The 16150-nt window shown below is 66.9% G+C and carries 17 protein-coding genes; 9 read left to right on the top strand and 8 right to left on the bottom strand.

From position 1 onward, the window contains the following. Positions 1 to 3: 3 nt before the first annotated feature. Positions 4 to 1146, bottom strand: a complete 1143-nt coding sequence (locus E1956_RS06330; RefSeq protein ID WP_134747860.1) for a sigma-70 family RNA polymerase sigma factor — start codon at positions 1144 to 1146, stop codon at positions 4 to 6. Between the two features lie 212 nt (positions 1147 to 1358). Here E1956_RS06330 and clpP point away from each other — a divergent pair, with 212 nt between their 5' ends. Then, positions 1359 to 2003 carry an ATP-dependent Clp endopeptidase proteolytic subunit ClpP gene (gene clpP, locus E1956_RS06325; RefSeq protein WP_134747859.1) on the top strand — a complete coding sequence of 215 codons (645 nt, stop codon included), beginning with the start codon at positions 1359 to 1361 and terminating at the stop codon, positions 2001 to 2003. A gap of 4 nt (positions 2004 to 2007) precedes the next feature. On the opposite strand, the gene E1956_RS06320 is transcribed toward clpP, so the two are convergent. Beyond that, positions 2008 to 2649 (bottom strand): TetR/AcrR family transcriptional regulator, encoded by a 642-nt coding sequence (locus tag E1956_RS06320; RefSeq protein WP_134747858.1) that lies wholly within the window; start codon positions 2647 to 2649, stop codon positions 2008 to 2010. 62 nt (positions 2650 to 2711) lie between these two features. Between E1956_RS06320 and E1956_RS06315 the strand changes: the two genes are divergently transcribed. After that, entirely contained in the window at positions 2712 to 3287 is a 576-nt protein-coding gene (locus E1956_RS06315; RefSeq protein ID WP_134747857.1) for a hydrolase, read from the top strand. A gap of 114 nt (positions 3288 to 3401) precedes the next feature. Here the strand turns inward: E1956_RS06315 and sodB are convergent, their stop codons facing one another. Both sodB and xseA read right to left on the bottom strand, forming a co-directional pair. Beyond that, positions 3402 to 3980: a superoxide dismutase [Fe] gene (gene sodB / locus E1956_RS06310; protein WP_134747856.1), complete on the bottom strand. Its 579-nt coding sequence runs from the start codon at positions 3978 to 3980 to the stop codon at positions 3402 to 3404. A gap of 266 nt (positions 3981 to 4246) precedes the next feature. Next, the gene (gene xseA / locus E1956_RS06305) at positions 4247 to 5617 is read right to left on the bottom strand and encodes an exodeoxyribonuclease VII large subunit (protein ID WP_134747855.1); all 1371 of its coding nucleotides are present in this window, start codon (positions 5615 to 5617) and stop codon (positions 4247 to 4249) included. Between the two features lie 573 nt (positions 5618 to 6190). Between xseA and lpxK the strand changes: the two genes are divergently transcribed. From lpxK to E1956_RS06280, 5 genes are all read left to right on the top strand, one after another. Continuing rightward, the gene (gene lpxK, locus E1956_RS06300; RefSeq protein WP_134747854.1) at positions 6191 to 7243 is read left to right on the top strand and encodes a tetraacyldisaccharide 4'-kinase; all 1053 of its coding nucleotides are present in this window, start codon (positions 6191 to 6193) and stop codon (positions 7241 to 7243) included. Beyond that, complete coding sequence (locus tag E1956_RS06295; RefSeq protein ID WP_133194435.1) at positions 7224 to 7427, top strand: Trm112 family protein; 204 nt, start codon at positions 7224 to 7226, stop codon at positions 7425 to 7427. Before lpxK ends, E1956_RS06295 begins: the two co-directional genes overlap by 20 nt. 2 nt (positions 7428 to 7429) lie before the next feature. Next, positions 7430 to 8233 carry a 3-deoxy-manno-octulosonate cytidylyltransferase gene (kdsB, locus tag E1956_RS06290; protein ID WP_134747853.1) on the top strand — a complete coding sequence of 268 codons (804 nt, stop codon included), beginning with the start codon at positions 7430 to 7432 and terminating at the stop codon, positions 8231 to 8233. Between the two features lie 181 nt (positions 8234 to 8414). Then, positions 8415 to 9077, top strand: coding sequence for an adenylate kinase (gene adk / locus E1956_RS06285; protein WP_134747852.1), 663 nt, complete (start codon positions 8415 to 8417; stop codon positions 9075 to 9077). Positions 9078 to 9246: 169 nt separating this feature from the next. Further along, positions 9247 to 10005, top strand: a complete 759-nt coding sequence (locus E1956_RS06280; RefSeq protein WP_134747851.1) for a 3-hydroxyacyl-CoA dehydrogenase — start codon at positions 9247 to 9249, stop codon at positions 10003 to 10005. Between the two features lie 98 nt (positions 10006 to 10103). Here the strand turns inward: E1956_RS06280 and E1956_RS06275 are convergent, their stop codons facing one another. After that, the gene (locus E1956_RS06275) at positions 10104 to 10943 is read right to left on the bottom strand and encodes a SirB1 family protein (RefSeq protein WP_134750393.1); all 840 of its coding nucleotides are present in this window, start codon (positions 10941 to 10943) and stop codon (positions 10104 to 10106) included. Between the two features lie 5 nt (positions 10944 to 10948). Beyond that, positions 10949 to 12499, bottom strand: coding sequence for a murein biosynthesis integral membrane protein MurJ (murJ, locus tag E1956_RS06270; RefSeq protein ID WP_134747850.1), 1551 nt, complete (start codon positions 12497 to 12499; stop codon positions 10949 to 10951). A 382-nt stretch (positions 12500 to 12881) separates the two neighbouring features. Here murJ and rpsT point away from each other — a divergent pair, with 382 nt between their 5' ends. Then, complete coding sequence (gene rpsT, locus E1956_RS06265; RefSeq protein WP_134747849.1) at positions 12882 to 13154, top strand: 30S ribosomal protein S20; 273 nt, start codon at positions 12882 to 12884, stop codon at positions 13152 to 13154. A gap of 245 nt (positions 13155 to 13399) precedes the next feature. Here rpsT and E1956_RS06260 read toward each other — a convergent pair whose 3' ends face one another. Beyond that, positions 13400 to 13747 carry a DUF3579 domain-containing protein gene (locus E1956_RS06260; protein ID WP_134747848.1) on the bottom strand — a complete coding sequence of 116 codons (348 nt, stop codon included), beginning with the start codon at positions 13745 to 13747 and terminating at the stop codon, positions 13400 to 13402. A 535-nt stretch (positions 13748 to 14282) separates the two neighbouring features. Here E1956_RS06260 and argF point away from each other — a divergent pair. Continuing rightward, on the top strand, positions 14283 to 15212 hold the full coding sequence (gene argF, locus E1956_RS06255; protein ID WP_134747847.1) for an ornithine carbamoyltransferase: 930 nt from the start codon (positions 14283 to 14285) through the stop codon (positions 15210 to 15212). A gap of 68 nt (positions 15213 to 15280) precedes the next feature. Here the strand turns inward: argF and E1956_RS06250 are convergent, their stop codons facing one another. Beyond that, complete coding sequence (locus E1956_RS06250) at positions 15281 to 16081, bottom strand: IclR family transcriptional regulator (protein ID WP_134747846.1); 801 nt, start codon at positions 16079 to 16081, stop codon at positions 15281 to 15283. Between the last annotated feature and the right edge of the window lie 69 nt (positions 16082 to 16150).

The following is a 16150-nucleotide window of genomic DNA, read 5'->3' as shown; positions in this document are numbered from 1 at the left end:
CGCTCAGGCTGGCTCGAGCGATCGGGCGAGCTGCGCGAGCAGCGAACGGATCGCCGCGCCTCCGAATAGTCGATTGGCCGCCTGCAATGCGCTCCCGCGCGCGGTCGCGGCCACGCAGACCACCGGCGCGGGGCGTCCATCGTCGGCCACGACGACGTGCAGCCACGCGGCCAGCTCGCCGTCCTCGGCCACCAGCGCAACGCCCGGCTCGCCATCGAGCGCGAGCATCTCGGCACGCAGGCGGCGCATTGGCGCGCGCGCGACGCCCGACATCGCCACGGCCCCGGTCCCGGCGCGCAAGCTGCGCGCCGGCACGGTGTCCGCCGCCGTGCCTGCCGTACCCGCCGTGCCTGCCGTCGCACCCGCCGCCACCAGCGCCGTCGCGGTCGCACCCAGCAAGTCCATCAAGCCCGCGCGGTCCTGCGCATGGAGCACCTCGCGCAGCCGCTCGACGGTGAGCGCGTGCTGCGCCGCATCGGCGGGCGCAACGGGCCTGAGCGCCGGCTCGCGCGCCAGCCGCACGCGCGCGCGGCGCACAATCTGGCGGCAATGCGCGGGCGTGCAACCGGTCAGCGCGGCAATCTCCGCGTAATCGCAATCGAACGCCTCGCGCAGCACGAAGACAGCCTGCTCGAGCGGCCCAAGGCGCTCGAGCAGCATCAGCAGCCCGTCCGCGAGACGCGCGGCGCGCAGGCCCGCCTCCTCCGCCGAAGGCGCGCAGTCGTCGGGCCAGAACCCGGCGCCGGGCATCTCGCGCTCGCCCGCTCGCTCGCGGCGCTGCTTGCGCAGCCGGTCGATCGCGAGGCGCACCGCGGCCGTCGCGAGCCACGCTTGCGGCACGCGCACCGCCTCCACGTCGGCCTCGCGCCAGCGGAACCAGGCGTCCTGCACGACGTCCTCGGCCTCGGCACGGCTGCCCAGCACACGCATGGCCAACGCCAGCAAGCGCGCCCGCTCCTTGTCGAAGACCGCGGCGCGGCGGCTCTCGCTCCATGCGCCGCCTGGCGTGCCGGACGGTGCTTCGAGCGCCATCACGCTCCGCTCGCCTTCGGGCGCGCAACCTTGCGGCGCTGCGGCGCTCGCCTGCGCGGCATCGCGCATCATGCGCACGTCTCGCACATCCAATTCGTCGATCACCTGGGTCATTCGCTCCGCTCCTCTTCGCTGGCGCCTCGCGCGCCTGTGCCGCGCCGGTTCTCCGCGGACGGCCCACGCCGCCCTCGCCCGTGAGACGACCGGCAGCGCGCCGATGTGACAGCCTCGCGCAAAAAAATTGTCGTCACGCGCGACGTGCGGCAAGCGTCTGGGGGAAGCAGCGCAACGGCGCGGCTCCCGATCCCCCAAACGCGAGGAATTTCATGCATCCCACCGCTCAGCATCATGCAGCAATCGCGCCGCGCGCGCTCAATCTGGTTCCGACCGTCATCGAAATCTCGGGCCGCGGCGAGCGCGCCTACGACATCTACTCGCGCCTTTTGCGCGAGCGCATCGTGTTTCTGGTCGGACCGGTGACAGAACAGACGGCGAGCGTCGTCGTCGCGCAGTTGCTCTTTCTCGAAGCCGAGAATCCGGAGAAGGACATCAGCCTCTACATCAACTCGCCGGGCGGCTCGGTCTACGACGGCCTCGCGATCCACGACACGATGCAGTTCGTGAAGCCCGACGTCTCCACGCTATGCACGGGCTTCGCAGCGAGCATGGGCTCATTTCTGCTCGCCGCGGGCGCGCCCGGCAAACGCTTCGCACTGCCGAACGCCCGCATCATGATCCACCAGCCCTCGGGGGGCAGCCAGGGCACCGCCGCCGATGTCGAGCTGCAGGCGCGCGAGGTGCTCTATCTACGCGAGCGCCTGAACACGATGCTCGCCGCGCACACGGGCCGCGACATCGAGCAGATCGCGCGCGACACGGACCGCGATCACTTCATGTCGGCGGAGGCGGCGGCAGAATACGGGTTGATCGACCGCGTGCTCGCGTCGCGCGAGGACGCCGTGCCGCGCTGAGGGCTCACGCGAGCCGCACGGCGAGCCAGGCCGCCAGCACGCCCTTGTACTCGGCCACCAGCAGCTTGCGCTCCTTCGGCTTCGCGCTCGCATAGAGCAGATTGAGGCTCTTGATGACCTGCAGCATGACCTCGGCAACGCGGTAGGCGTCGTCCGCGCCGAGCGCCGCGTTGTAACGCCTGAACAGCGTCGCGAAACGCTGGCGCAGCTTGTTGCGCGCCGCCGCGTCGCGACGAAAGTCCAGCGAGACGGAAAGCAGCGGCAGATACGCGGGGTACGCATCCATCAACTCGACCATCATGTCGAGCAGCCGTTCGGCGAGCTGCGCGAGCGGCAGCTCGCCGCTTGCCTGTGCCTGCGCCTCGACGAGCGCGCTCCAGCGCGCGTCCATTTCGTCGCCGTAACGCTGGCGCAAGGCGAGCGCAAGCGCGTCCTTGTTCGGGAAATACTGGTACGCCGCGCCGATCGAGACACCGGCCTGCTGCGCGATGTGAGTCATCGTGGCGGCTTCGAAGCCGCGCTCGGCAAATGCGTCCGCCGCCGCTTCGAGCAGCGCATCGAGCGTGCGCGCGGCGCGTTCCTGGCGCGGCACGCGCCGCGCGGCTTCATTCGGCACGGTTTTGCGCCGCAGCGGTGCAACCGCCATAACTGAGGCCTCCCTCACATTCATGTATGATATGTGAGGCCATCCTCACATATTGGTGAACCATGACGCAAGCCCTTTCTCTCAACCCGCGCACGACTGCGCTCGTGATGATCGATCTCCAGCACGGCATCGTGAGCCGTCCCATCGCGCCCCATGCCGGCGCACAGGTGGTCGCCAACGCGAAGACCCTCGCCGATGCGCTGCGCGCCAAAGGCGGCACCGTCGTCTGGGTGCGCGTGCTGCTCAACGACCTCCTCGCGATGCCGGCCGACGCGCCCACGCGCGCCCCCGACGCCCCGGCGGCACCCGCCATCGCTTCCGAGCTCGTGCCGGAGATCGGCGCGCAGGATGGCGACGTCGTCGTCTCGAAGCGCCAGTGGGGCGCGTTCTACGGCACCGACCTCGAGCAGCAGCTGCGCCGCCGCGGCATCGACACCATCGTGATCGGCGGCATCGCGACCAACTTCGGCGTGGAGTCCACCGCGCGCGCGGCCTTCGACCAGGGCTTCAAGCTCGTGTTCGTCGAAGACGCCACCTCGGCGCTGAACGAAGAGATGCACCGCTTCACGTTCGAGAAACTGTTCCGCCACATGGGGCACGTGCGCTCGACGCAGGAAGCGCTTGCCGCGCTCGCGTAACCGCGCTTCGAAAGCGCGCTCACAAAACGGGCGCCAAAACAAAAAGCCCTCGATTCGCATCGAGGGCTTTTTTCTGCGCCGCCCGCATCGGGCAGCGCGGGAACCGGCGGCGCTTTAAGCGAAGTTCTGCGCAGCGAAGTCCCAGTTCACGATGTTCCAGAACGCTTCGACGAACTTCGGACGCGCGTTGCGGTAGTCGATGTAGTAAGCGTGTTCCCACACGTCGATCGTGAGGAGCGCCTTGGCGTCCGTCGTGAGCGGCGTGGCGGCGTTGCTGGTCGACACGATGTCGAGCGAGCCGTCCGCCTTCTTCACGAGCCACGTCCAGCCCGAACCGAAGTTGCCGACTGCAGCCTTCGTGAAGGCTTCCTTGAACGCGTCGTAGGAGCCCCACTTGGCGTTGATCGCGTCGCCGAGCGCGCCCGACGGTGCGCCACCGCCTTGCGGCGAGAGGCAGTTCCAGAAGAAGGTGTGATTCCAGACCTGGGCCGAGTTGTTGAACACGCCACCCGACGACTTCTTGACGATCTCTTCGAGCGAGAGGTTTTCGAACTCGGTGCCCGGAATGAGGTTGTTCAGGTTCGTCACGTAGGCCTGGTGATGCTTGCCGTAGTGGTAATCAAGCGTCTCTTCCGACATGGTCGGTGCGAGGGCGTTCTTCGCGAACGGCAGCGGCGGGAGCGTAAATGACATGATGCGGTTCCTTCGTCGTGTTATGGGGAGTTCTGCGTGATAACCGGCATGGAGCACTCGATTGTAGGCGAGTTGGAATAACCCCGCAAACGCGTGGACATTATGCCGATCATCGGTTTCGCAGGGCTTTTATGCAGCGCTAATGCAGCTGTTGCGCAGCGATTGCGCGGGCTTTTCAGCAAGCGCCGCGCCCGCTGCGAGCGGGCCTGCAACACGGCACGCGGAGCGTCGCAAGGTGCGCGAAAGACACCAACGCGCGCCCCATTTCAGAAGCCTTCGGAGAGCCTCGGCTGCACGTCGGCGAGCGCGACGTCCGCGCTGCCCTGCGCGAGATGCACGGTCAGGCGCTTGCCCGGCTTGAGCGAGGCCGGCGAGCGCACGGCCGCGCCGCTTTGCGCGTCGAGCAGCGCCGCGTAGCCGCGCTCGAAGGTGCGCTGCGGGCTGAGCACTTCGAGGCGCGCCGCCAGCCCGGCAACGCGCGTTGTTTCGCGCTCGCGCTCCCGTGCGAATGCGGCTTCGAGGCGCCGCCCGAGCGACTCCACCTGGACGCGCTGCGCCGCTGCGTCGGGCCGCATGCGCTGCCAGCGCATCTGCACGACGTTGAACTGCGCGCGCGCCTGCGCGCTCGCGCGCGAGCCCGCCGAAGCCAGCCGGATTGCCAGCTGACGCAGATGCGTGCGCTGCTGCGCGAGCCGCTCACCCGGCGAAACGAGGCGGCGCGCGAGCCAGTCGAGCTGCTGGGCGCGGCGCTCCATCAAGCGGCCGAAGCCCCGCGCGAGCGCGGCGTGGCGCTGGTCCAGCTCGCGCAGCAGCAACACGCGCTGCGGGCTCACGAGCTCGGCAGCGGCGGTGGGCGTGGGCGCCCGGACATCGGCGGCGAAATCGGCGATCGTGAAATCGGTTTCGTGGCCCACGCCGCTCACCACGGGAATCGCGCTCGCAGCGATCGCGCGCGCGAGCGTCTCGTCGTTGAACGACCAGAGGTCCTCGATCGAGCCGCCGCCACGGCACAGCACGATCACATCCACTTCCGCACGGGCGTTCGCGGCATCGAGCATGGCCGTGAGTTTTTCCGCCGAGCCCGCGCCTTGCACAGGCGCCGGATAAACGATCACCGGCACGTGCGGCGCCCGGCGCGCCAGCGTCGTGAGCACGTCGCGCAGCGCCGCCGCCTGCATCGACGTAATCACGCCGATCGCGCGCGGATGCGTGGGCAACGCGCGCTTGTGCTCGGGGTCGAAGAGCCCCTCGGCTTCCAGCTGCGCCTTCAGGCGCAAAAACGCCTCGAACAGACGCCCCTGCCCCGTGCGCCGGATCGCCTCGACGTTCAGTTGCACCTCGCCGCGCGGCTCGTACATCGTGACGAGCGCGCGCACCTCGATGCGGTCGCCCTCGCGCGGCGTGAACTCGGCGTATTGCGCGCGGCCGCGGAACATTACGCAGCGCATTTGCGCCTGCGCGTCCTTGATCGAGAAGTACCAGTGCCCGCTCGCGGCGCGCGTGAAGTTCGAGACTTCACCGGAAATCCACGCGAGCGGAAACGAACGTTCGAGCATCGAGGCGATCGCGCGGTTGAGCGCCGAAACCGGGACGACGACGTCGCCGCCGGATGCGGAAGAAAAGCGGTCGGAATTCATGAGCAGGACGTGAGTGAACGATGGGTCGAAAATAGCCCGGACAGACGATAGACCGTTCGGGGTGCGGCAGTCCAGCAGGAAGCGCTCCCATCGAACAAGGGCTGCGAGGTGTCCACATCGACTCCGTCATGTGACATATTTGCTGCAATTCCGTAAAAATTGCTGAAAAACCGCGCCATCCCATTGATTTAAATACACTTTTTATCCCAATAATAAAGCATGACACCGATGAGACAGGCTATCTGCGGGCTTTTCCGGGCGCCGCCACCCGCTTTCTCCACAAAGTTATCCACAGGCTGCTTTTTCTCGGTGCGCGGACCCATTACCGCTGATCGGGCGTCGCTTGCGTGGCCTTGCAGCTTGCCGCCCTGCGCTCACCCGCGCTAGAGTGCCGGGTTCACGACGGCCCGTTCGCAACCCGAAAACGCCGTCCTTGCTATCCCGGCGGCGCCCTTTACCCTTTAATGCGGCGCGCGCCTCGAACTGGAGAACCGCTCCGATGCCCGTTCTGTCCGTCAGCCTCCGGTGCCTTCCGTACGCAAGGTACGCAAGGCCCGCGCGCGGCACACGCCGATGAGCGGTCCTGTCAGCGATTTCAAGGCGCGCGTCGAAGCGGGCCTTGCACGCGAGTGGCAGCAACGCGGGGCGCTCGCCTGGGCGCTCGCGCCGCTCTCCGTCGTGTTCGCCGCCGTGAGCGGCGCGCGCCGCGCAGCCTATGCGGCCGGCTGGCTCAAGGCGGTACGCGTGGGCGCGCCGGTCGTGGTGGTCGGCAACGTGACGGTGGGCGGCACCGGCAAGACGCCCACAGTGATCGCGCTCGTCGAGGCGCTGCGCGCCGCTGGCTATACGCCCGGCGTCGTCTCGCGCGGCTACGGCGCGAAAGTGCCGCGTCCGACGCCGGTGACGGCGTCCCTGTCTGCCCGCGCGTGCGGCGACGAACCGCTGCTCATCGCGCGCCGCACGGGCGTGCCGGTGTGGGTCTCGCCCGACCGCGTCGCGGCGGCGCAGGCGCTGTGCGCGGCGCACCGCGACGTCGACGTGATCGTCAGCGACGACGGCCTGCAGCACTACCGCCTCGCGCGCGACGCCGAGCTGGTCGTGTTCGATCACCGGCTGGGCGGCAACGGCTTTCTGCTGCCCGCCGGGCCGCTGCGCGAGCCGCTCTCGCGGCGGCGCGACGCCACCCTCGTCAACAATCCGTTCGAGCGCACGCTGCCCGACTGGCCGAACACCTTCGCGCTCAGGCTCGAGCCCGGCGAGGCCTGGCACCTCGCGAATCCCGCCCTGCGCCGGCCGCTCGCGCAATTCGCGGCGCAAGGCACGCCGGGCCAGCCGGCCCAGCGCGTCGTGGCGGCCGCGGGCATCGGCTCGCCTGAACGCTTTTTCGCGACCCTGCGGGCGGCCGGCCTCGCGCCGCAGACGCTCGCGCTGCCCGACCATTACGACTACGCGGCCAACCCGTTCAGCGAGGTCGTTGCCGACGCGATCCTGGTCACCGAAAAAGATGCCGTAAAATTGGGGGCCTGGAACGACGCGCGCATCTGGGTCGTCCCCGTCGAAGCCGCGCTCGATCATCGCCTCATTACTCTGGTTGTGGAGAAACTCCGTGGACGCTCGTCTGCTTGAAATCCTGGTCTGCCCGATCTGCAAGGGCCCGCTCAGCTACGACCGCGCCGCGCAAGAGCTGATTTGCAACGCCGACAAGCTCGCCTACCCGATTCGCGACGGCATTCCCGTCATGCTCGTCGACGAGGCGCGCCAGACCGTCGAAGGCACGCCCGTCGATCCGGCCGGCCCGAGCGGCGCCTGAGCATGGCCGCGCCCGCACAGCCTTTCATCGCCGTCGTGCCGGCGCGTCTCGCGTCCACCCGGCTGCCCAACAAGCCGCTCGCCGACATCGGCGGCAAGCCGATGGTCGTGCGCGTGGCCGAGCGCGCCCGCGCCTCGGGCGCCCAACAGGTGCTGATCGCCTCGGACGCCCAGAGCGTGCTGGACGCCGCGCGCGAGCACGGCTTCGAAGCCGTCTTGACGCGCGCCGATCACCCCTCGGGCACCGACCGCCTCGCCGAAGTTGCAGAGCACTTTGGCTGGAACGATGATTTGATCGTGGTCAATGTTCAGGGCGATGAGCCGCTGATCGACCCCGCATTGGTGTGCGACGTGGCGTCGCACCTCGCCGCGCATCCCGAGTGCGCGATCGCCACCGCGGCGCACCCCATCACCGCCCCCGACGAGATCCTGAATCCGAACGTCGTGAAGGTCGTGCTGGACGCGCGCGGCGTGGCGCTCTACTTCTCTCGCGCCCCCATTCCCTGGGCCCGCGACGCCTGGCAGCCGCACTGGTCGCCCGCGCGTCTCGATCTGGCCGCCATGCCCGCCCCGCCGGCTCCGGCGACCGTTTACCGGCATATCGGTCTGTATGCGTATCGGGCGAAATTCCTGCGCAGCTACCCCTCGCTCACGCACTCGCCGATCGAGCAGGTCGAGGCGCTCGAACAACTGCGCGCGATGTGGCACGGCGAGCGCATCGCGGTGCTCGTCACGGCCGAAGCGCCGGCGCCCGGCGTCGACACGCCCGCCGACCTCGCCCGCGTGCAGGCGTTATTCCGGTCTTAATAGCGGCCGTGGGCCGAAAATCCCATGGCATAATCGGTTGTTTGCGCGAGCCGTAGAAGCCTTTGTGCGTGGGGGGTTCCCCCATTTGGCCTGCTGGTGAGGAGACGCACGACGCCGCCGATGCCGCCCCCGAGGGCAGCCGCCGCGCCGCAAGAATTCACACAGATCGGAGAAAGTAGAAATGCGTTTGATCCTGTTGGGTGCCCCCGGCGCGGGCAAAGGAACCCAGGCAAACTTCATCAAAGAGAAGTTCGGCATTCCGCAAATCTCGACGGGCGACATGCTGCGCGCGGCCGTCAAGGCCGGCACGCCGCTCGGCGTCGAGGCCAAGCGCTACATGGACGCGGGCGAGCTCGTGCCCGACGCGCTGATCATCAACCTCGTGAAGGAACGCCTGCAGGACTGCGACTGCGAGAACGGCTATCTGTTCGATGGCTTCCCGCGCACCCTGCCGCAAGCCGAAGCCATGAAAGAGGCCGGCGTGGCCATCGACTACGTGCTCGAGATCGACGTGCCGTTCGACGAGATCATCGTGCGCATGAGCGGGCGCCGCGTGCACCCGGCATCGGGCCGCACGTACCACGTGAAGTTCAACCCGCCCAAGCAGGACATGGTCGACGACGTGACGGGCGAGCCGCTCGTCCAGCGCGACGACGACAAGGAAGAGACCGTGCGCAAGCGTCTGGACGTGTACGTCGCGCAAACCAAGCCGCTCATCGCCTACTACAGCGACTGGGCCAGGCGCGGCGAGGAAAACGGCATGAAGGCGCCGCAGTACCGCGCCATCGCCGGTCTCGGCAGCGTCGAGGAAATCCGCAACCGCGCATTCGACGCGCTCAAGTAAAACGTCTCTTGCCGGCCGCGCCGGACGGGGAGGCCGGTGCTAGCGCCGGCCTCCCCGTCCGGCCGGTCCTGCCCTCGTTCTGCTCCTCTTTGCCGATGAGTCGCGAGCGGGTCCGTCACAGGGCCACGCCGCAGAAAAAATATTCATCGAGCAGCAAGGAGGAAGACAGATGCAAATCCGCGACAACGTATTCCTGATCACCGGCGGCGCATCGGGCCTCGGCGCGGCCAGCGCACGCCTCATCGTGGCCGAAGGCGGCAAGGTCGTGCTCGCCGACCTCAATGAGGAAGCCGGCAACGCGTTCGCCAGGGAACTCGGCGGCACCTTCGTGAAATGCAACGTCGCGAGCGAGGAAGACGGCGCGCGCGCCGTGGCCGCCGCCACCGCGCTCGGCACGCTGCGCGGCCTCGTGAACTGCGCGGGCATCGCGCCGGCCATCAAGACCGTCGGCAAGGACGGCCCGCATCCGCTCGACGCGTTCAGCAAGACCATCTCGGTCAATCTGATCGGCACCTTCAACATGATCCGCCTCGCGGCCGCCGCGATCGCGCAGACCGCGCCCAACGAAGGCGGCGAACGTGGCGTGATCGTCAACACCGCTTCGGTGGCCGCGTACGACGGCCAGATCGGCCAGGCGGCCTATGCGGCCTCCAAGGGCGGCGTCGTGGCGATGACGCTGCCGATCGCGCGCGATCTCTCGAGGAACGGCATCCGCGTGATGACGATCGCCCCGGGCCTCTTCGAAACGCCGATGCTGCTCGGCATGCCCAAGGAAGTGCAGGATGCGCTCGGCGCGATGGTGCCGTTCCCGCCGCGCCTCGGCAAGCCCGACGAGTACGCGATGCTCGTCAAGCAGATCGTCGAGAACCCGATGCTCAACGGCGAGGTCATTCGTCTGGACGGCGCGATTCGCATGCAGCCTAAGTAAGACGCCGCGCGCGCCCGCGCATGGCGTAAAAAAAACCCGCGAATTCAATCTTCGCGGGTTTTTTTTCGTCTGCGGAAAGCGCATGCTTGCGCCACCGGTCAATCGTTGTCGAGCGTGCGCTGGCGCAGTTCCTGCAATTGCGACTCGACGACCATGGCGTCCTCGGCATCGGGGCGCTCGTCGAGATAGTGCTCGAGGTCCTCCAGCGCCGGTCGCAGGTAATCGAGGCGCGCATACGCGAAACCGCGATCGCGCACCTCCTCGATACTTTCGGGCAGCAGGATCACGAGCCGCTGCTGGATGCCGAGCAGGCGCTCCCAGCGCTCGGTCTGCAGATACACCGACTTCAGGTTGCGCAGCATGCGCGCGACGATCTCGCGCCGCGTGGCCGGCTCGAGCAGCATGCGCAGCGCGCGCGCCACGGAGTCGCCCGCGTTCGCGACGTAGGGCTCGAGCATCTCGACCATGTCGGACTCGGAGAGCGCGCGACCGGTCGTGGGATCGAGCATGGCGTCGCCGTCGGGCAGCGAGACGCGCAGCAGGAAATGCCCCGGAAACGACACGCCCTGCACCGGTAGCCCGAGCTGGCCCGCGATCTCCAGATAGATCACCGCGAGCGAAATAGGGATACCCCGCCGGCGCCTGAGCACGACGTTCAGATGGCTGTTGTCGGGATCGAAGAAGTCGTTGAGATTGGCCGCGAAACCCATCTCGCGAAAGAACACGCGGTTCAGAAACGTGACCTGCTGGCGCAAGTCCGCGCCCTCAGGCATGCGCTTTTTCGCGCGCAGCGCGAGCTCGTCGATTTCGGCGAGCGTGCCTTGCAGGTCGAGGTCCGGGTAGGCGTCCTGCGCGATCGCCAGCGCCGCTTCGGTGAGCGGCAGGCTGTCGTCGTCGGCCACCAGCGCGCTGAAATAGTCCAGCACCCGCGTGTTCATCGTGATCACTTCGCGCGCCTCTTGAAGTATGCGTATTTGAAGCCCATGAGCCAAAGCATACCGAAATATAGCGTCGCGAACAGCACGAGACAGGCCGCGAGCAACGCGATGCGCGCGAGCGGCTCACGATGCAGCCCGATCCAGTCGTAGCTGATCGCACACCAGTGCATCGCGCCCGAGAGCACGAGGCATGCGCCGAGCAATTGCACGAAGAAGGTGGCCCAGCCCGAGGACGGCATGTAGATGCCACGGCGGCGCAGGCCGATGAAGAGCAGCAACGCATTGATGCACGCGCCAAGCCCGACGGAGAGCGTCAGGCCCGCATGCGCAAAGATCGGCACGAAAATGTAGTTGCTGAGCTGCGTGGCGACGAGCACGCCCACGCCGATCTTCACGGGCGTCTTGATGTCCTGGCGCGCGTAGAAGCCTGGCGCCAGGATCTTGATGAGAATGAGCCCGATCAGCCCGACGCCGTAAGCGGTCAGCGCGCGGCCCGTCATGACGACGGAGTTCGCGTCGAACTTGCCGTAGTGAAACAGCGTGGCCGTGAGCGGCTCGGCGAAGAAGAACAGCGCGACGGCCGAGGGCGCCGCGAGCAGGAAGGTCACGCGCAGGCCCCAGTCGAGCAGCGCCGAATATTCGTGCGGATCGGCATCGACGTGCGCTTTCGAGAGGCTCGGCAGCAGGATCGTGCCGAGCGCCACGCCCAGCAGCGCCGTGGGGAACTCCATCAGGCGGTCGGCGTAGTTGATCCACGAGACCGCGCCCGCGCCCAGACGCGAAGCGATATTCGTATTGATGATGAGGCTGATCTGCGCGACCGACACCGCGAACATGGCCGGCACCATTTTCGCGAGCACGCGCTTGACGCCGCGATGCGCGAGCGCCTTGACCGGATTGAGGCCGATGCGCGGCATCATGTCGATCTTCTTCAAGCCCGGCAGCTGCACGAGGAACTGCAGCACGCCGCCGACGATCACGGCCCACGCGAGCGCAAAGACCGGCTGCTTCATGTGCGGCGCGAACGCCACGGCCGCGGTGATGAACGCCACGTTGAGCAGCACCGGCGCGAACGCGGGCAGCGAGAACTGCTTGTACGTGTTGAGCACCCCGGACGCGAGCGACGTGAGCGAGATGAACACGATGTACGGGAACATGATGCGCGTCATCGTGACGGCGAGCTGGTACGCCTGGCCGTCGTTCTTCAGGCCCGAGGCGACCACGGTCACGACGAAGGTCGCGCCGACGATGCCGAGCACCGAGAGGACAGCGAGCGCCCACGCGAGCACCGTCGAGGTGGCGTCGACGAGATCGCGCGTGGCATCGTGCCCCTTCTGGTTCTTGAACTCCGCGAGGATCGGGACGAAGGCCTGCGAGAACGCGCCCTCCGCCGAGATCCGGCGCAGCAGGTTGGGGATGCGGAACGCGACGTAGAAGGCGTCGGTGTACTGGCTCGCGCCGAATGCGCGGGCAATCAGCGTTTCTCGGGCCAGTCCGGTCACGCGCGACAGCAGCGTGAAGCCGCTGACCGTCAGCAGGGCTCGGAATAGATTCATGGGGCGCTTATTATACGGGTCCCGCCCGGTCCTTCGCCGAAGCGCGGCGTCAAGGCCGTCACTGCGGCGGCGCGGCAGCCCGGTGCGGGCTTTGGGGGGCCCCCTCCCGCCAGTTGACTCGCGATTGCCACGTCCATGATTTTGTTGCTATAATTCGCGGTTTCGAGTTTCGCCTCGGAAACGCGTCTTGGAAAGGAAGTGAGAAGCGGCCGTGAATCTCATGGCCCTTGCGCTTCGGCACAAAAGGCGCGGCCGGCAAGCCCGGCAAATACCGTTTTGCGCTTTCGGGCAATCGTTCCCGCAAGTTCAAATCCAGGCAAAGAGCGTTGTCCCGCTTGACCGAACGTCAGCGGCTGGCGCTCTCGAAACATAAGGAACCAACATGGCAAATTCCGCACAAGCACGCAAGCGCGCCCGTCAGGCCGTCAAGGCAAACTCGCACAACTCGGCGCTGCGCTCGAAGTTCCGCACCGCTATCAAGGCTGTCCGCAAGGCAATCGACGCCGGCGACAAGGCAGCGGCCGCAGAAATTCTGAAGGCCTCGGCAAAGACGCTCGACATCATCTCCGACAAGAAGATTGTTCACAAGAACAAGGCTGCTCGTCATAAGAGCCGTCTGGCTGCTGCCGTCAAGGCAATGCAAGCTGCGCAGTAAAGTTTCGGGCCGTCCGCCACGGCGGGCGCTTCCTGACTCTGCTGCAATAAAGAACCCGCTTCGGCGGGTTTTTTTGTGGCCTTTTATGCCACGGGTCGGCCACAGCGCTACACCCTCTTCCTGCGCGATTTCCACCGTGCCCCGCGCGGACGCAAAAAAACCCGCCGCAGCGGGTCTCTCGAACGAAGTGGCGGACCACCCAGCTCTGCTTCGCGCGCCTTGCGGCACACTTGATATCTTTCGGCTCAGCGGCCGCCACCCTGTTGCGTCGCGTGATCGAGCGGCAGTTCGCACGCCTCGGTCACCACGAGATCGTTGTCCTTCGCGAAGCTCATCACGAAGTTGAAGGCCATCGGCTCGACATCCTTCAGGCGCGAATCCAGCACCACGACCTTGAGGTCGCCGATCATCGTCGGCCGCACGTAGAGCGAATAGCGCAGATAGGCGTTCGGCCCGCGCGCATTGGCCGACGCCTTCGGGCCAAAGCTCGACATCACCCCCGCCAGGCGCTCTGACCAGTCGCTCGGGCGAAACTTCTTCCCGCTACTGGTGATGCCTTGAATGAAGTATTCGGTTGGAGCTTCGTCGGCCATGTAGGGTACCTGTATGACTGCGCGGCGCCGCGCTGCCGCGGTGCGCTTATGCAGCTGAAACTAGAGCACGAGCGCGTCGCCCGCGCTTGTGCCGCGGAGCTCCAGCCGCGGGCAGTTCGCCCGATGGCCGCGCGCAAATACAGTCCAATGGAGAGGGGAGAGGCCGTTCGCGCACCTCGACCGGTGCGACGCCACATCGAACGTGCGACGCATTTGCCGGCCAGCGCACAGACCACTCCCGCGAGCCCCGCGCCTTGCGCGTCGAGCCCGCCGTCGTGCGTGAAAAATCTTTGAGATTATAGCGCAGCAGCTCTTTTGACGCACCGCACATAAGACACTTGGTGGTAATCCGCACCCGCCCTCGCCGGCTCGTGCGACACCCGGCGCCGAAGCTGCCCCTGCCCTGGCCATCCCTCCGGGCCGACTCGTCAAAGTGCGCAAAATCCTTTATGCTGCATTGACTTACCACCAACCGCAGCGGCGTCGCCGGCCCAATCCTGCAGTTCGAGGCCGGATCGGGCGCCGTTTTCGTTTCATGACCTCCCGGACCATACGCCATTACCTGCAGTTCAAGGATTTCTCCCTTGACGATTATGAATATGTGCTGGAGCGCGCGCGTATCCTGAAGCGCAAGTTCAAGAACTACGAGACCTATCATCCGCTGCACGACCGCACGCTGGCGATGATCTTCGAGAAGAGCTCCACGCGCACGCGCCTCTCGTTCGAGGCAGGCATCTTCCAGCTGGGCGGCCACGCCGTGTTCATGAACACGCGCGACACGCAACTCGGCCGCGGCGAGCCCATCGAGGATTCGGCGCAGGTCATCTCGCGCATGGTCGACATCATCATGATCCGCACGTTCGGCCAGGACATTCTCCAGCGCTTTGCCGAAAGCTCGCGCGTGCCGGTCATCAACGGTCTCACGAACGAATATCACCCCTGCCAGGTGCTGGCCGACATCTTCACGTACTACGAGCATCGCGGCCCGATCCGCGGCAAGACCGTGGCGTGGGTGGGCGACGCCAACAACATGCTCTACACGTGGATCGAAGCCGCGCAGATCCTCGACTTCAAGCTGCGCATCTCCACACCGCCGGGCTACCCGCTCGACCCCGCTCTCGTCGCACCGGAAAGCGCGCCCTTCTACTCGGTCTTCGAAGACCCGAACGAAGCCTGCGCGGGCGCCGACCTCGTGACCACCGATGTCTGGACCAGCATGGGCTTCGAGGCCGAAAACGAGGTGCGCATGAAGGCCTTCGCCGACTGGTGCGTGGACGCCGAAATGATGGCGCGCGCCAACCCCGACGCCCTCTTCATGCACTGCCTGCCCGCGCACCGCGGCGAGGAAGTCAGCGCCGAGGTCATCGACGGTCCGCAAAGCGTGGTCTGGGACGAAGCGGAAAACCGTCTGCACGTCCAGAAGGCGCTCATGGAGTTCCTGCTGCTCGGCCGCTTGAACCACTAAGCCGGCGCACCGCTCCAAGCAAAAAGCCGACCCTCGGGTCGGCTTTTTTTCACCTGCTGCAATGCGGATCACACCGTCTCGCCGAGCCTGCGCGCCAGAGACTTCAAGAGCGGCCCCACGCGTTCGCGAAACACGTCCGGCCCCATCGACGAAGCCGGCCCGCTGCAGCTGAGCACCAGCCAGCGGCGCTCGCGCGGCTCGCGAAACGGCACTGCCACGGCGTTGACGTCTTCGTGCCAGTCGCGAAACGAATAGCAGACGCCCTCTTTCGCAAAGACCTCGATCTCGCGCTTGGCCGCCGCCACCTGGGCCGGGCCGTCGGCGCCGGCCACCTTTTCCAGCTCCGCAAAGAGCGCCGCGCGCACGTCGAGCGGCTGCACCGCGAGGTACGCGCGCCCCATCGAACTCGTCAGCATCGAGAGGTGCGAGCCCGAGGCAAGCCCCAGCGTGAGCGCCGTCTCGCTGCGGATGGTCTCGAGGTACACGACATCGAGACCGTCGCGGCATCCCAACGACACCGCCGCCCCCACCTCGCGTGCGAACACGCGCATGTGCGGGCGCGCGAGCTCGAGCGTGTCCGTGCCCGCGAGCAAGGCGAAGCCCAGCGAGAGCACGCCGGCGTCGAGCGCATATTTGCCGAGCGACTCGTCAAAGCGCAGATAGCCGAGCATGGTGAGCGTGTACGCGAGCCGGTTGACGGTCGCCTTCGGCAAGCCGGTGCGCTCGACGAAATCGCGGTTGCCGAGCAGCGTCTCGCCGGGCCGGAAGGCGCGCAGCAGTTCGAGCCCGCGCGCGAGCGCCACGACGAACTTGCGCTCGTCGATCGGGCCCTCTGCCAGCGCGGAGGAAAACGATGAAGATGCATTCATTTCAGGTGCAGACATGAGCGGGCTGGTGATACACTAGGATCAATTTGCAAAACATTGTTCCGCATAGCG

This window comes from Paraburkholderia pallida (assembly GCF_004524855.1).
In the GTDB taxonomy this organism is placed as follows: domain Bacteria; phylum Pseudomonadota; class Gammaproteobacteria; order Burkholderiales; family Burkholderiaceae; genus Paraburkholderia; species Paraburkholderia oxyphila.
The sequence above is the reverse complement of the archived record's forward strand: the minus strand, read 5'-3'. Positions and strand labels throughout refer to the sequence as shown.

Bases quoted from the DNA above. Each gene is read 5' to 3' on its own strand.
- rpsT (WP_134747849.1), top strand. From the start codon at position 12,882: ATGGCAAATTCCGCACAAGCACGCAAGCGCGCCCGTCAGGCCGTCAAG.
- E1956_RS06250 (WP_134747846.1), bottom strand. From the start codon at position 16,081: ATGAATGCATCTTCATCGTTTTCCTCCGCGCTGGCAGAGGGCCCGATC.
- E1956_RS06315 (WP_134747857.1), top strand. From the start codon at position 2,712: ATGACGCAAGCCCTTTCTCTCAACCCGCGCACGACTGCGCTCGTGATG.
- E1956_RS06320 (WP_134747858.1), bottom strand. From the start codon at position 2,649: ATGGCGGTTGCACCGCTGCGGCGCAAAACCGTGCCGAATGAAGCCGCG.
- sodB (WP_134747856.1), bottom strand. From the start codon at position 3,980: ATGTCATTTACGCTCCCGCCGCTGCCGTTCGCGAAGAACGCCCTCGCA.
- adk (WP_134747852.1), top strand. From the start codon at position 8,415: ATGCGTTTGATCCTGTTGGGTGCCCCCGGCGCGGGCAAAGGAACCCAG.
- argF (WP_134747847.1), top strand. From the start codon at position 14,283: ATGACCTCCCGGACCATACGCCATTACCTGCAGTTCAAGGATTTCTCC.
- E1956_RS06260 (WP_134747848.1), bottom strand. From the start codon at position 13,747: ATGGCCGACGAAGCTCCAACCGAATACTTCATTCAAGGCATCACCAGT.
- xseA (WP_134747855.1), bottom strand. From the start codon at position 5,617: ATGAATTCCGACCGCTTTTCTTCCGCATCCGGCGGCGACGTCGTCGTC.
- kdsB (WP_134747853.1), top strand. From the start codon at position 7,430: ATGGCCGCGCCCGCACAGCCTTTCATCGCCGTCGTGCCGGCGCGTCTC.
- clpP (WP_134747859.1), top strand. From the start codon at position 1,359: ATGCATCCCACCGCTCAGCATCATGCAGCAATCGCGCCGCGCGCGCTC.
- E1956_RS06275 (WP_134750393.1), bottom strand. From the start codon at position 10,943: ATGAACACGCGGGTGCTGGACTATTTCAGCGCGCTGGTGGCCGACGAC.
- lpxK (WP_134747854.1), top strand. From the start codon at position 6,191: ATGAGCGGTCCTGTCAGCGATTTCAAGGCGCGCGTCGAAGCGGGCCTT.
- murJ (WP_134747850.1), bottom strand. From the start codon at position 12,499: ATGAATCTATTCCGAGCCCTGCTGACGGTCAGCGGCTTCACGCTGCTG.
- E1956_RS06280 (WP_134747851.1), top strand. From the start codon at position 9,247: ATGCAAATCCGCGACAACGTATTCCTGATCACCGGCGGCGCATCGGGC.
- E1956_RS06330 (WP_134747860.1), bottom strand. From the start codon at position 1,146: ATGACCCAGGTGATCGACGAATTGGATGTGCGAGACGTGCGCATGATG.